Annotated in this window: 12 protein-coding genes; 6 read left to right on the top strand and 6 right to left on the bottom strand. The window is 58.4% G+C overall.

The window, feature by feature from the left end; translation table 11 throughout:
* The first annotated feature begins 45 nt into the window (after window positions 1-45).
* The 4 genes from NLK58_RS12310 (at window position 46) to NLK58_RS12295 (ending at window position 5,244) form a co-directional block, all read left to right on the top strand.
* Window positions 46-1,449: a sodium:solute symporter gene (locus NLK58_RS12310; protein ID WP_341580865.1), complete on the top strand. Its 1,404-nt coding sequence runs from the start codon at window positions 46-48 to the stop codon at window positions 1,447-1,449.
* A 311-nt stretch (window positions 1,450-1,760) separates the two neighbouring features.
* A complete protein-coding gene (gene ectA, locus NLK58_RS12305) occupies window positions 1,761-2,276 on the top strand; it encodes a diaminobutyrate acetyltransferase (protein ID WP_341580864.1) in 516 nt (171 codons plus the stop codon).
* Between the two features lie 205 nt (window positions 2,277-2,481).
* Entirely contained in the window at window positions 2,482-3,750 is a 1,269-nt protein-coding gene (gene ectB, locus NLK58_RS12300) for a diaminobutyrate--2-oxoglutarate transaminase (RefSeq protein ID WP_341580863.1), read from the top strand.
* A gap of 51 nt (window positions 3,751-3,801) precedes the next feature.
* A complete protein-coding gene (locus NLK58_RS12295) occupies window positions 3,802-5,244 on the top strand; it encodes an aspartate kinase (RefSeq protein WP_341580862.1) in 1,443 nt (480 codons plus the stop codon).
* 13 nt (window positions 5,245-5,257) lie between these two features.
* Here the strand turns inward: NLK58_RS12295 and NLK58_RS12290 are convergent, their stop codons facing one another.
* The 4 genes from NLK58_RS12290 to pdxH form a co-directional block, all read right to left on the bottom strand.
* Entirely contained in the window at window positions 5,258-5,713 is a 456-nt protein-coding gene (locus NLK58_RS12290) for a DUF3429 domain-containing protein (protein WP_341580861.1), read from the bottom strand.
* A 94-nt stretch (window positions 5,714-5,807) separates the two neighbouring features.
* Window positions 5,808-6,389, bottom strand: coding sequence for a DNA-3-methyladenine glycosylase I (locus NLK58_RS12285; RefSeq protein WP_117618791.1), 582 nt, complete (start codon window positions 6,387-6,389; stop codon window positions 5,808-5,810).
* A 38-nt stretch (window positions 6,390-6,427) separates the two neighbouring features.
* The gene (locus NLK58_RS12280; protein ID WP_341580860.1) at window positions 6,428-7,186 is read right to left on the bottom strand and encodes a 4'-phosphopantetheinyl transferase superfamily protein; all 759 of its coding nucleotides are present in this window, start codon (window positions 7,184-7,186) and stop codon (window positions 6,428-6,430) included.
* A complete protein-coding gene (gene pdxH / locus NLK58_RS12275; RefSeq protein ID WP_341580859.1) occupies window positions 7,155-7,790 on the bottom strand; it encodes a pyridoxamine 5'-phosphate oxidase in 636 nt (211 codons plus the stop codon). The genes NLK58_RS12280 and pdxH overlap by 32 nt, the downstream gene beginning before the upstream one ends.
* 268 nt (window positions 7,791-8,058) lie before the next feature.
* Here pdxH and NLK58_RS12270 point away from each other — a divergent pair, with 268 nt between their 5' ends.
* Complete coding sequence (locus tag NLK58_RS12270; protein ID WP_341582800.1) at window positions 8,059-10,890, top strand: DUF748 domain-containing protein; 2,832 nt, start codon at window positions 8,059-8,061, stop codon at window positions 10,888-10,890.
* A 2-nt stretch (window positions 10,891-10,892) separates the two neighbouring features.
* Here NLK58_RS12270 and NLK58_RS12265 read toward each other — a convergent pair whose 3' ends face one another.
* Window positions 10,893-11,666: a transporter substrate-binding domain-containing protein gene (locus tag NLK58_RS12265; protein ID WP_341580858.1), complete on the bottom strand. Its 774-nt coding sequence runs from the start codon at window positions 11,664-11,666 to the stop codon at window positions 10,893-10,895.
* 163 nt (window positions 11,667-11,829) lie between these two features.
* Here NLK58_RS12265 and yfbR point away from each other — a divergent pair, with 163 nt between their 5' ends.
* Window positions 11,830-12,423 carry a 5'-deoxynucleotidase gene (gene yfbR / locus NLK58_RS12260; protein ID WP_341580857.1) on the top strand — a complete coding sequence of 198 codons (594 nt, stop codon included), beginning with the start codon at window positions 11,830-11,832 and terminating at the stop codon, window positions 12,421-12,423.
* A 25-nt stretch (window positions 12,424-12,448) separates the two neighbouring features.
* On the opposite strand, the gene NLK58_RS12255 is transcribed toward yfbR, so the two are convergent.
* On the bottom strand, window positions 12,449-13,483 hold the full coding sequence (locus NLK58_RS12255) for an SPFH domain-containing protein (protein WP_341580856.1): 1,035 nt from the start codon (window positions 13,481-13,483) through the stop codon (window positions 12,449-12,451).
* Window position 13,484 lies beyond the last annotated feature (1 nt).

The following is a 13,484-nucleotide window of genomic DNA, read 5'->3' as shown; positions in this document are numbered from 1 at the left end:
AAACCCCGGGCAGGGCCCCGGAAATAACGAACCAGGAACAAGACAATGAATTTTACCGAAGCCTCCCTGTTCTGGGGATTCCTGCTGGTGTACGGCGTGGTGATGTACGTGCTGTCGCCAAAGAGCAAGAACGCGAATTCGTTTTACAAGGGCGCGGACGATAACGGCAATCCGGTGGGGCAGTGGTCATTGACGGCCAGTATTTTTATCAGCTGGATCTTCGCCAAGTCGGTCACCAACGCGGCTAACCTCGGTGCGGCCTATGGCGTGACCGGCGGCCTGGCTTACGCGAGTTACTGGCTGTCGATTCCCGTAGCCGGTTACATCATCTACCTGATCCGGACCCAGACCGGTGCCCGTAGCCTTCAGGATTTCCTGACCTCCCGGTTCGGGCGGTTTGCGGCGCTGGCGTTTGCCGCTGCGATTTTGATCCGTTTATACAATGAGGTGTGGAGCAACACCGCCGTGGTCGGTGGCTATTTCGGGTTGCCGGGCGAGTGGGAGTACTACACAGCGGCGATGGTGTTCACGGTATTTACCCTGGCCTACAGCCTGAAAGGCGGGTTGCGGTCCTCGATCTTTACCGACGTGATCCAGGCCTTTGTGTTTGTGTTCTTTGTCGGAGCGGTGCTGTTCCTGATTATTCCGGCCAACGATACCAGTGCCCTGCTGAGCAATGGCGAGTTCAGGCTTGATGCCGGCTTTGATCTGCTGCTGGTGGCCCTGCTGCAGATGTTCAGTTATCCGTTTCATGACCCGGTACTGACCGACCGGGGCTTTGTGAACAAGGAAAAAACCATGCTCAAGAGCTTTGTGGTCGCGGGGCTGCTGGGCTTTGTGGCGGTGTTTATTTTCAGTCTGGTTGGTGTTCATGCCCGTTTGAACGGAATCGAGGCCATGGGTAATGCGCCGGCAGCCGTAGGGCAGTCCCTGGGGCTGGCGGCCTTGTTCTTCATGAGTGTGGTAATGATGACCTCGGCCGGCTCAACACTCGATTCCACCTTCACCTCGCTGGCGAAATCGCTCGCTGTGGATCTGCCGCGGCTCGCGCGGCGGGCGCAGGATCGCCTTCCCGGCATTCGTGTGGGGGCGGTGGTGATGATTATCTTCGCCTTCGCGGGCAACCTGCCGATGTTCGCCGGCACCGATATCCTCAAGGCCACCACCATATCCGGCACCATGGTGATGGGGCTGGCGCCGGTGTTCCTGTTTTATCGCTTTACCCGTTGGTCACCCTGGAGTTTTCATCTGAGTTTCTGGACCGGTCTGAGCCTGGGGGTTCTGCTGGCTGTGGGCCTGATTCCATCAGGCTGGGCCATTGGTGAAGGCAAGTACGCCATGCTGCTGGGCGTAAACGCCTGGGGCTTTCTGATCTGTACGGCCGGGTTCTTTGTTCCGCTGGTACTTCGACGCCTGGCGGGGCGTTCCCTGGCGGCGCGCCAGGCCTGATATTTGGAGGCCTAAAGATTTTTGTGGTGCATGGGGTCCCGAGTCATTGGCAGGCCGGTTCGGCAGCGGGGGTCTTCTATCGGAACCGGATGCCCAGTGGCACGCCCCCGAAGTGGCACGTCCCTGAGTCGCGCGGATATCGTTTTTCCTTCCACTGTTTAATCAATTTGTCACTGGCGAATGGGACAATCCGGGCTATTCTGAAAGAGTGAGCCGGGGCACCCCGTCGGGCAGGTTCAGGGCTTAACTTGAAATATATTTTGTGGTCTATATAATTCAACACTAACTTTTTGACACGAACTGATCACGCTATGACATCAGAAGGATCGAATACCACCGCCATCATGCTTCGCACTCCGGTGAAGGATGATGGCTTCAGGCTCCACCAGCTGGTGGCAGAATGCCCGCCGCTGGACCCCAACTCGATTTACTGCAACCTGTTGCAGTGCAGCCACTTCGCTGAAACCGGCGTGGCCGCGGAGAAGGAAGGCGATCTGGTCGGCTTTATCTCCGGATACATCCCTCCCCAACAGCCCGATACCGTGTTTGTCTGGCAGGTGGCGGTTCACGAGAAAGGTCGTGGACAGGGCCTCGCCAAGCGCATGCTCAAGGAAATCGTCGGTCGTGATGCGTGTAAGGACGTCACCCATATGGAGACGACCATCACCGAAGACAACGAGGCCTCATGGGCGCTGTTCCGGTCATTCGCCCGTGATATGGGAGCCGAGCTCACCTACCACGAGCACTTCGAGAAAGAGACCCACTTTGGCGGGCAGCATGATTCCGAGTTTCTGCTGCGCATCGGGCCCTTCACGAAGCCAGTCTGAGAGCCCGGTCCAGGATCGGTCCTACTACGTGATGGCAGGGCTGTGAACGACTGTAAAGCTGTGATTTGGATTAGCCGGCAGGCCACTGAGGTAGGTCTGCCAACAGGCTTTAACCAACGCCCGGGGCCTATCGCGACCGAATCTGCATTTGTTTGATACGCCACCGCGCACCTACCTCGAACCTGACATGCTAAGAGGCAAGACAATGGAAATTTTCAAGTCGACTGAATCCGAAGTACGTGTATACAGCCGTGCGTTTCCGGTCATCTTCAACCGCGCCAAGAACGCGCACCTGTACACCGAGGACGGCAAGGAATACCTGGATTTTCTGGCCGGTGCCGGTTCCCTGAATTACGGCCACAACAACGACATCCTGAAGCAAGCGCTGATCGAGTACATCGAAGCAGACGGCGTGAGCCAGGGCCTGGACATGTTTACCACGGCCAAGCATGACTTCATGGAATCCTACAAGAAGCACATCCTGGACCCCCGTGGCCTGGACTACAAAATGCAGTTTACCGGCCCTACCGGTACCAACTGTGTGGAAGCGGCCCTGAAGCTGGCCCGTAAGGTAAAAGGCCGCAGCGGCATCATCTCCTTCACCAACGGTTTCCACGGTGTCACCATGGGTGCGGTCGCCACCACTGGTAACAAGCATCACCGCGGTGGTGTCGGCACGCCGCTGGGTAATGTTGATTTCATGTTCTACGACGGCTACCTGGGCGACGACGTGGACAGTCTCGCCATCATGGACAAGTTGCTGAGCGATGGGTCGTCCGGCTTTGAATTGCCGGCAGCGGTGATCGTGGAAGCGGTTCAGGGCGAAGGTGGCCTGAACGCCTGTCGTGCGGAATGGCTCAAGGGTTTGTCCGAGCTGTGCAAGAAGCATGACATCCTGCTGATCCTGGACGATATCCAGGCGGGCAATGGCCGTACCGGTGAGTTCTTCAGCTTTGAGTTTGCCGGCATCAAGCCTGACATTGTCACCGTTTCCAAGTCCCTCAGTGGCTACGGTCTGCCGATGGCGCTGGTACTGTTCAAGCCGGAGCTGGACGTCTGGGATCCGGGCGAGCACAACGGCACTTTCCGTGGTAACAATATGGCCTTTATCACGGCCCGCACCGCCGTGGAGACATACTGGAAAGACGATGCGTTTGCCAATGAGGTAAAGGCCAAGACCAAGGTACTGAGCGACGCCCTGCAGGTGATTTGCGACAAGTACCCCGGTCAGTTCAAAATGAAGGGGCGCGGTTTGATGCGTGGTATCGAAGCAAGCCACGCGGATATCACAGGCCCGATTACCAAACGTGCCTTTGAGCACGGCCTGATCATTGAGACCAGTGGTCCGAATGATGAAGTCATCAAGTGCCTGATGCCGCTGACAACCAGTGAGGATGACCTGAAAAAAGGTGCCGCACTGCTTGCCAAAAGTGTGGACGAAATCATGCAGGAAGGGCTCAGCGAGGCGTCGTAAGACGCCGCGCACCTCCGGACATTCATGCTGCAGGATAGCGAAGGCAAACCTATGACTAGCCAACTACATACCGTTGAAAAAATCGGCGGTACGTCGATGAGTAATTACGAGGCCGTCCGCGATAACATCATTATCGGTAATCGCAGCAAGGACGACCTGTACCAGCGCATTTACGTGGTGTCCGCCTATGGCGGGGTGACCAACGAGCTGTTGGAACACAAGAAAACCGGCGAGCCGGGCGTATATGCCCTGTTTGCGGATGCCGAGTCGGACTGGGCCTGGGGTGACGATCTCACCAAGCTGGTGAAGTTTCTGACCGACATCAACGGCGAGCTGTTTGTCGATCCGATGCTGAAACAACAGGCAGACCAGTTCATCACCGATCGTGTTGAAGGCGTACGGGGCTGCCTGATCGACCTGCAGCGTCTGTGCTCCTACGGCCAGTTCCAGCTGGAAGAACACCTGCTGACGGTGCGTGAGATGCTGGCCGGCATTGGCGAGGCGCACAGCGCCTTTAACACCGCCCTGAAGCTCCAGCAGGAAGGCATCAATGCCCGCTTTGTGGATCTGACCGGGTGGCGTGACAATGAGTTGCTGCCGCTGGACGAAAAGCTGAAACAGGCCTTCGACGCGGTGGATCTGAGTCGTGAGCTACCGATTGTTACCGGCTACGCCCAGTGCAAGGAAGGTCTGATGCGCACCTTCGACCGGGGCTACAGCGAGATGACCTTCAGCCGGGTGGCGGTGATCACAGAGGCCCGGGAAGCGGTTATCCATAAGGAATACCACCTGAGTTCCGCCGATCCCAACATCGTGGGCGCGGACAAGGTGGTGCCCCTGGGTCGCACCAACTACGACGTTGCCGACCAGCTGGCCAACCTGGGTATGGAGGCTATTCATCCCCGCGCCGGTAAGGGTCTGCGCCAGAACGAAATCCCGCTGCGGGTGATGAATACCTTTGAGCCGGAGCACACCGGTACCCTGATCACCGGCGACTATGTCAGTGAAAAACCGCAGGTGGAGATTATCGCCGGCGCCAAGGGCGTGTTTGCTGTGGAAGTATTCGATCAGGACATGCAGGGCGAGCCGGGTTCGGATCGCCGTATTCTGGACGTACTGGGCCGCTTCAAGGTGCGTTTCATGTCCAAGGACACCAACGCCAATACCATCACCCACTACGTGGGCAGCACCCTGAAGCACGTAAAACGTGTGGTTAAGGCCCTGAAGGAAGAGTTCCCCAATGCCGAGATCAACACCCGCAAGGTGGCTGTGGTGTCTGCCATCGGCAGCGACATGAAGGTGCCGGGCATTCTTGCCCGTTCCGTGAAAGCACTGGCGGATGAGGAGATCAGTGTGTTGGCCCTGCACCAGTGCATGCGCCAGGTGGATGTCCAGTTTGTGGTGGATGAGGACGACTACGAGAAGGCGATCGTGGCCTTGCATGGCGTGCTCATTGAGCCCCATAACCACGAATACGCCATTGTTGCAGCCTGAGCTGCACAGGAGGTCAGTGGGCTGGAATAAGGAAGAGCCAGGCTGCTGCGGACAGCTGGCATACCACCACTACCGACGTAAGCACCAGGCGTAGCCGCAGATACCATACCGGCCAGTACGCCCGCATCCATCCTGCATCCACCAGGTAGAGTGCCAGGTAAGCGGTGGTGTACAGGAGGACCTGTCCCGAGGTGGGCAACAGTAAGCCAATACCGGCGGCCACAAAGAATACCTGGCTGAGCAGCATGGTTACCAGTGGCGACACCGGATAGCTGCAATTATCGAGCTGCATGGCAATGGGCCAGTACACCCCTGCCATGAAGGCCAGGACGCCGGCGCTGTAAAGGTAGAAGTAACCAATCAGCGCGACACCGTGTTGGGGCATGAAAAACAGCCCCGCGATCATCGCGATAAACGGGATCAGCCCGGCAATGCCAACGAGAATGGCGAGCCTAGCTACAGCAATCACGTTTTCTGCTTCTGAGTTCGTTGAGGGTGATTCTCATGGTCAAGCTCCGGGGTTTAAAACACTCCAGAACGTACGACCCTCCAGTCCATTGAGATCATTGGCTCAGCAAATAGCATTCCTGATGTTGCGGGCACTGTACCAAGTGGTCGTTGATCATGCCGGTGGCCTGCATAAAGGCATAGACAATGGTAGGGCCGACAAAGGTAAAGCCAGCCCGTTTCAGGGCTTTGGACATGGCCTCGGATTCAGGGGTTGCCGTAGGCACTTCTGCCAGTGAGCGCCAGCGGTTCTGAACCGGCTGGTTTTCGACAAAGGACCAGAGAAAATCGCTGAAGCCAATGCCTTGTTCCCGCAAATCCAGATAGCTCCGGGCATTCTTGATGATCGACCGAACCTTTAGTCGGTTGCGAATGATGCCTGGGTCGGCCAGCAGTTCCTCCACCCGGGCTTCACCGTAATTTACGATTGTTTCCGGATCGAAGTGATCATAGGCCGCGCGGTAACTCTCCTGTTTTCGCAGGATGGTGATCCAGCTCAGGCCGGCCTGCTGGCCATCCAGGCAGAGTTTTTCGAACAGTGCGAGGTCGTCGTATTCGGGGCGCCCCCATACGGTGTCATGATAGTGCACGTAAAGCGGATCATTTCCGCACCAGGGACAGCGTTCGGGATTATCCATATAGAGTGGCCTTTGTTATCTCCGCCTGGTTCAGAACACTAGCAGCCTGTCGGGCGGATGGTACGCTGGAACAGCGGCTCCCAGGAAGCCTCCATCGATACCGCATCCACCAGGCTGAAATCGCCGGGCGGTGGTTCCAGCAGGGTGATGTCAGGCCATTGCGGCCGGCTTCCACGGAATACCAGGGTCACCAGGTAGCCCTCGATATAACAGCAGGAAGCCTGCCAGTCCTCGTCGGGCTGGTCTCCGTAGATTTCGAAATTCTTGCGCACCTCCAGCGTCTGCAGGTTACCGGCAATACCCCGGCCGGTGGCTTTCAGCCAGGCTTCTTTCAGGGTCCAGACCTTCAGGAACGCATTGGGGTCGTCTTCCCGGAACAGCCATTCCTGTTCAACCGGGGTGAACCAGCGCCTGGCCACCTTCTGCCATTGCGGGTGGCGCTGGCAGGGTTCCAGGTCCAGGCCAATGGCAGAGCTGGCACGAGTGGCACAGGCGGACAAACCGTGGCTGTGGCTGAGCGATAGCTGCCAGCCATCGGGGCGGCCTGAAACAGTGGGGCGACCGTCCACGGGACAACATTGATGCGCAGGCAGGCTGGCGGATTTGCCGATTGCCTGGCGAATCAGCCAGCGGCTGGTCAGATATTCCCGTTCACGGGGCCCGCTGAATTTTCCGACCGTATCCCGTTCGTACCCGGTTAGCCAGGCCGGAGGGGGCGCCTCGATTCCATCGGTCTGATGGCACAGCCAGATGGCTGGCCGGGGGTCAGGGCTGTAGCCGTTGGATGAGCCAGCCATCGCCTTCCCTCACATATTCAAAGCGGTCGTGAAGCCGGCTGGGCCGGCCCTGCCAGAACTCAATGCGCTCGGGAACCACCCGGTAACCGCCCCAGAAACCGGGCAGGGGCACTTCACCCTCGGTGAACTTGCGTTTCACCTCGGCAAGCTTCTGCTCAAGCAGCCCCCGTGAGGTGATGGCCTTGCTCTGCTCGGAGACCCAGGCGCCAATCTGGCTGCCTCTTGGCCGGGATGCGAAGTAGCGCAGTGATTCTGATTTGCTGACTTTTTCCACCTGGCCCTGAATCCTGACCTGACGGTTGAGGCCGATCCAGGGAAACAGCAGGGCGGCCTGCGGGTTTTCATCCATCTCCCGGGCCTTGCGGCTGCCGTAGTTGGTATAGAAAACAAAGCCGTGTTCGTCAAAGTATTTCAGCAACACGGTTCGGAGATCCGGCATGCCATCCCGCCCCGTTGTGGCCAGTGACATGGCGTTGGGCTCCAGAATGCCGGCCTCCCGGGCATCCTCGAACCAGGTCTGGAACTGCCTGACCGGGTTGTTGTCCAGGGTGTCGCGATCCAGACCCTCACTTTCGAAATCACGACGCATGTCGCCGATGTTCATAGACCTTCCTCTCGCTCGCTCGTGTTAATGACACGGGATAACCACGACTGCCGAGCATATCGGGTTCAGGGCCGCCTGTCAGCGCTCCGTGTGTCGTACCGGGTTGCAATTCGGCCAGTATCCCTTTGCGCATTGCCATGGGCCCGGGCGAAAGAGCGGGTCCTGCCCGATCAGCACCTGAGGAGCTGACAAAGTGGCGTCAGGCCGACTATCCTTGTGAACAGGCAGGTGGGCAAGATTGCCCCGGGATTCCGCCGCTTATGAGGAGATGTCCGTGGCCCAGAGCCGTCAACGCAGTCGTGTTCCCAGGAATCTGTTGATCGTATTCCTGGTCCTTCTGATTCTGTACACCCTTGCGGGTTTCCTGCTCCTCCCCTGGTGGTTGGAGCGGTCGATACCCGAACAGCTGGACCAGCGGCTGGGGTGGCAGGCGGAAGTAACCGGCATCAGCACCAATCCCTATACGCTGAGTGTCGAAGCGCTCGGGCTTTCGGCCAGGGACAGTAACGGCGAGCCGGTGGTTGGTTTCGACCGGTTGCTGGTTGACATGAATTTCTTTCAGCTGATCCGTGGCGTCGCCGGCTTTGAGTCGATTCAGCTGGAAGAACCCTTTATCCGGGTTGACCTGCTGAAGGATTACAGAGTCAATTTTGCCCGGGACTGGCAAAATGCCAATCCTGAACCTGTCGGGGCAGCGGGACCGCCTGCCGCTGAAGAAAGTACTGGGCTACCCCGCGTCTATTTCCGGCAGATCGTCGTGAATGGCGGCGAATTGCTGTTCCGGGATTTCAGCAAGCGGCAAATGGCTGAATTCCGGGTAACGCCACTGGATCTGACCCTGAACGACCTCGCCACCTGGCGCCGTGAGGGCCAGAATAGCGACTACTCCCTGAACGCCGCACTGGACCGCCAGACCGTTGAGTGGGCGGGGGATCTCAGTATCGCGCCGCTCTATTCCAGCGGTTCCCTGAAGATGTCTTCGGTGGGCTATGAAACCATCGCTCACTTCCTGGGCCCCTACTTTCCCTACGATCTGCGAGGCGGAAGTGTCACCCTCAGTTCCGACTATGAAGTGCAGGCCGGTGAGGTCTTCTACCTGGAGACCAGCAACGGTCAGTTGGCGCTCGAGGACCTTGCCATTGCCCTGAATGAGGAGAGCGAGCAGGTCCGGTTGAGTAACGGAACCCTGTCTGTCGATGCCATCGGATTTGATCTGAACGCGCGTGAAATCAACGTGGGCCAGGTCTCCCTGGAGAACCTGGATCTGGCGCTGGCCCGGAGTGAGACCGGCCAGATTGACTGGCTGGTGCCACTGACTTCAGACCCCCAAGCCAGCGAGCCATCGAATGGTGGGGCAGGGCCGGTAGTCACCGGGCAGCCATTCTGGTGGTCTGTGGCGGGCGTGACCCTGTCTGGCAGCCGGGTTCTCTGGCAGGATAACCAACCGGAGAATCCTGTGGAACTGACGCTGGAGCAGTTATCGGTGTCCACCGGGGCAATCAGTCATCAGTTGGAAGAACCGGTGACGTATAAGATGCAGGGCACCTTGGCCAGTGGCGGACAGTTGTCACTGACGGGTCAGGTAACCCCCTCGCCATTCACCCTGGAAGCCGCCATTTCCGGGGCCGGGGTGCAACTGGCTGCCTTTGAATCCTATGTTCAGGAGGGCGCAAATCTTGCCATTGTCAGTGGAAGCCTCGGAGTAGATGGCAATCTGGACCTGGACGGCCAGCAGGAGCCACTCACCGGCACTTTCAGCGGCACCGCGGAAGTGGCCGGGTTTAGTGTGCGGTTGCCCGACAGTTCCGAGCGGCTGGTGTCCTGGCAAACCCTGCGCCTGGCGCCCATCGAATACAATGTTTATCCCGCTCGTCTGGAAATCGGCACAGTGACCCTGGCACAGCCGGTAATCAATGTGGTTCGTAATGCGGACAGCGTCCATAACGTTGAGCGGATCGTCAGAAGGTCTGCCTCTGGCAACCAGGACGCCCCCTCTTCCGGCCAGCAGAAAGCGGGCGATTCAGAGCCTGAGTTTATCTTCAGGATTGGACAGCTGATGCTTGAGGATGGCGCCCTGGCCTATACGGATCGCACGCTGCAGCCGGCCTTCACGACCTTGGTCGATAAACTGAACGGCAGTGTCACCGGGCTTAGCAATATCGCCCCGCAAGAGGGCAAGGTGTCGATAAACGGCCGCGTCGGCGGCGTCGGGGATCTGGATTTTGAAGGCACTATTGGCACCCTCGGTACTGAGGGCGTCAGCGATCTCCGGCTGATTATGCAGAACCTTTCCCTGCCCACGCTCTCGCCCTATTTCGGCCGATACCTGGGGTACGGAGTAGACAGTGGCAAGCTTGATCTCAACCTCGATTATCAAATCGCCGGTACACGGATCGATGCCTCTAACCTGATGGTCATGGACCGTCTTGAACTGGGGCCTTCGGTGCCGGGTGACCAGGCCGTCAATGCTCCGGTCAAGCTGGGGCTGGCCCTGCTGCGGGATCGGAAAGGCGTTATCGAAGTCAATTTGCCAGTCAGCGGTGACCTTGCCAATCCAGACTTCAGTGTCGGTCAGGTTGTTATGCGGACGTTCGTGAACCTGCTGGCGAAAGCCGCAACGTCTCCATTCAGCATGCTGGGATCCATTGTCGAGCTGGCGGGGTTCAGTGGCGAAGAGCTTGGCCAGGTGGGCTTTGTTCCCGGCAGTACTGAACTGGCAGAGGGTGAAGCGGAAAAACTGTCGGCACTGGCGGACGCCTTGCTGGAACGGCCGAATCTGCTTCTGAACATCCGTGGCAGTGTCGCGCCTCAAGCCGACGGCCTGGCGCTACTGCGTGAAGAGTTGACCGGAGGAGGCCAACAGGAATTGTCCGGGGCGGCGTGGCAGGCGGCCCGGGAGGCATACATTGCAGGAGAGCGGGCGTTGGCTCCGGAGGCCCTGAGTAACCTCGCCTCGGCTCGTGGTGTCGCGCTTCGCAGTATCTTGCAGGACACTCACAAGATCCCGGCTGACCAGGTATTCCTGCTCGACCCCTCCCGCAGTGCGGAGGTTGGTGATGATGGCAGCGTGATCGTTGCGTTTGCCCTGGACGTTCGTTGAGCTCAGGGCGCTTCGGCACCGGTCGGGAAGTCGGCTGGCAGCCGCAGGCCCCACTTTTCAACGAGGCGCTGGTACCGGCCGTTCTTTATCAGCGGTGACAGTAGCTTCAGTATTTCGTCCGCACTCGCGGTGCCGTCCTTGCGGGCAATAATACCGAACTGGTAGCGTTGATCCGGTTTGTCCGAAATCAGCAGTGTGTCGCGGTCCTCCGGATGCTTGGCGAGGTGCATCTGCAGATAGGAGCGACTGATGACGGCCACTTCGGCAACGGAGGGCCTGTCCGCCTTGATCAGTTTAAGATTGCGGCTGTGGCTGTCCGAGAACTCGATACGGAACTTTTGCTCAAGTACTGAACTGTCGGTTTCATAACCGGCAAATCCGTAATGGTAACCGGAGATCACCACGATGGAGTGGTTGGGAAGGCCGTCGAAAAACGAAAGATCCCGGCCTGGTTTTCTCAGCGCCACGTAGAAATCTTCCTCTGCCAGAATGGGGCGGCTGATGCTCACCTCTTTTTTGTCGCGCCAGCCCCAGTCCGGGCATTCGAAGATCATCACGTCATAGAGCTTGGCGTCGAAATCCAGGAACCGGCGCTTCGGAGAGGTGTGGACAACCCTGAAAGAGATATCCTCGTGGGTCTGTTCGAGTTCTTCCAGCAGATCGCCGAGGAGTCCGGTTGGCTTGCCATCGGGACCGACGCTGGCGACCGGTGGGAAGTGATATACGCCGACCGTGATTTCGGTTTCCGCGACTGATATCGGGGACCACGCCAGCATGATGCCGGCGAAAAGTGCCGTCAGACTATTCCGAACGAAGGACACTGGACCGAACACTATGCCCCCGGGTATGTAACAATTGAATGCTTATTCAGAATAGCACGGCGAATTCCCGGATTTGAATAAAAAGATTATCAACTTTTATAAAACAGGACTGTGACTGATGGGTGATGTTGTCAGCCATTTTTTTGCCTATGTCTCCCGCCTGCGCTGGATCAAACGCTGGGGGTTGATGCGAAATGCCATTGAGGAGAACGTCGCTACCCATTCCTGGGAAGTGGCCACCCTCGCCCATGCCCTGGCGATTATCCGCAACCGGCATTTTGGTGGCCATGCAAACGTTGACCGGATTGCGGCAGCGGCGCTCTATCATGACGCAACCGAAGTGATTACCGGGGACATGCCGACACCGGTGAAATACCATTCCCGGGTCATGCGGGAGGCGTTCGGGGATATCGAACACAAGGCGGAAGCCGAGTTGCTGGCTTTGTTGCCGGAGGATCTGAGAGACGATTTTTCGCCCTACATTCGCGAGTCGCAGTTACCGGCGGAGGACAGGGAACTGATCAAGGCCGCCGACCGGCTGTCGGCGTGGCTCAAGTGCCGGGCGGAAATCCGGGCCGGCAACACGGAGTTCGAGCCTGCTGCCCTCCAGATTCGCCGGCGGCTGGATGAGGACGGGCTGCCAGAGGTTGCCTACTTCCTGAAGGTCTTCGCGCCCAGTTACGAGCAACCCCTGGATAACCTGCTGGGTTGAGAGCGCCTTTGCGGGATGCCAGGCCTTAACTGTTACCCGCAGAGCCGACCAGCCCGCCCCGCAGGCCGTCACGCTGGAGGTGCTGGCGAACCGTGTCTTCCGGGCTGCCCGCCAGTTCACGGAACATGCCCATGGAGCCCAGCAGTGCTGAGGATTCATAGGGCACAAACACCCGCTCCCCGTCCTTCGCCATGTTGGGCAGAACCTTGATGTAGCTCTGCCCCAGCAGGTAACCGATAACGGTCTGTTTGTTGTCTTCGGAATCCCCCATGGCACTGAGCACCAGGCGGATGGACTCCTGCTCGCCCTGGGCCCGGAGAATGGCGGATTCCTTGTCGCCCTGGGCATTGAGGATCGCCGATTCGCGCTGGCCCTGTGCCTTGGCAATCGCGGCCGACTTTTCACCCTCGGCTTCGGTCACCGTGGCCCGGCGCTTGCGCTCGGCGGCCATCTGCAAACGCATGGCCTCTTCTACCTCTTCGGGCATGCTGATGTCCTGAACCTCGACCCGGGTAAGCTTTACACCCCACTTGGAGGCCGCTTCTTCCATTTCGGCCTGGATGGCATTGTTCACCTCGCTGCGGGATTCAAACAGCTTGTCCAGTTCCATCTTGCCCACCACCGAACGCAGGGTGGTCTTGGCGAGGACTTCCACCGCCTGGCTCATGTTGGCGACTTCGTACACGGCCCGGCGAGGGTCAATGATCTGGTAGTAGAGGGCACCGTTGATATTAACAGTGACGTTGTCGGTGGTTACCACCGGCTGGCCCGGAAAGTCCATAACGGTTTCCCTTCGGTCAATCCGGATCTCATCGCTCATCACTGGATGATAATCCTCGCCCATGCGCACATAGCGGAGCATGCTGATGGGCCGTGGCCGCTCAATGAAGGGAATAATGATGTTCACGCCGCTCTCGAGGATGCGATTGAATGAGCCCAGGCGCTCAATGACCATAACCTCGGACTGGCGAACGATCACCAGGCCCTTGGCGATGATGAAAATACCGATAACGACAACAACCAGACTGATAATCAGTCCGGGTGAAAGATACGATTCCATG

The organism is Marinobacter metalliresistant, assembly GCF_038098645.1.
In the GTDB taxonomy this organism is placed as follows: Bacteria; Pseudomonadota; Gammaproteobacteria; order Pseudomonadales; family Oleiphilaceae; genus Marinobacter; species Marinobacter metalliresistant.
This window is presented reverse-complemented; position numbering and strand designations above follow the sequence as displayed.

What these genes read in the sequence shown, in the direction of transcription:
- pdxH (WP_341580859.1), bottom strand. Translation starts at nt 7,790, where the DNA reads ATGAACATCGGCGACATGCGTCGTGATTTCGAAAGTGAGGGTCTGGAT.
- NLK58_RS12280 (WP_341580860.1), bottom strand. Translation starts at nt 7,186, where the DNA reads ATGGCTGGCTCATCCAACGGCTACAGCCCTGACCCCCGGCCAGCCATC.
- ectB (WP_341580863.1), top strand. Translation starts at nt 2,482, where the DNA reads ATGGAAATTTTCAAGTCGACTGAATCCGAAGTACGTGTATACAGCCGT.
- NLK58_RS12265 (WP_341580858.1), bottom strand. Translation starts at nt 11,666, where the DNA reads ATGCTGGCGTGGTCCCCGATATCAGTCGCGGAAACCGAAATCACGGTC.
- NLK58_RS12295 (WP_341580862.1), top strand. Translation starts at nt 3,802, where the DNA reads ATGACTAGCCAACTACATACCGTTGAAAAAATCGGCGGTACGTCGATG.
- NLK58_RS12255 (WP_341580856.1), bottom strand. Translation starts at nt 13,483, where the DNA reads ATGGAATCGTATCTTTCACCCGGACTGATTATCAGTCTGGTTGTTGTC.
- NLK58_RS12270 (WP_341582800.1), top strand. Translation starts at nt 8,059, where the DNA reads ATGTCCGTGGCCCAGAGCCGTCAACGCAGTCGTGTTCCCAGGAATCTG.
- yfbR (WP_341580857.1), top strand. Translation starts at nt 11,830, where the DNA reads ATGGGTGATGTTGTCAGCCATTTTTTTGCCTATGTCTCCCGCCTGCGC.
- ectA (WP_341580864.1), top strand. Translation starts at nt 1,761, where the DNA reads ATGACATCAGAAGGATCGAATACCACCGCCATCATGCTTCGCACTCCG.
- NLK58_RS12285 (WP_117618791.1), bottom strand. Translation starts at nt 6,389, where the DNA reads ATGGATAATCCCGAACGCTGTCCCTGGTGCGGAAATGATCCGCTTTAC.
- NLK58_RS12310 (WP_341580865.1), top strand. Translation starts at nt 46, where the DNA reads ATGAATTTTACCGAAGCCTCCCTGTTCTGGGGATTCCTGCTGGTGTAC.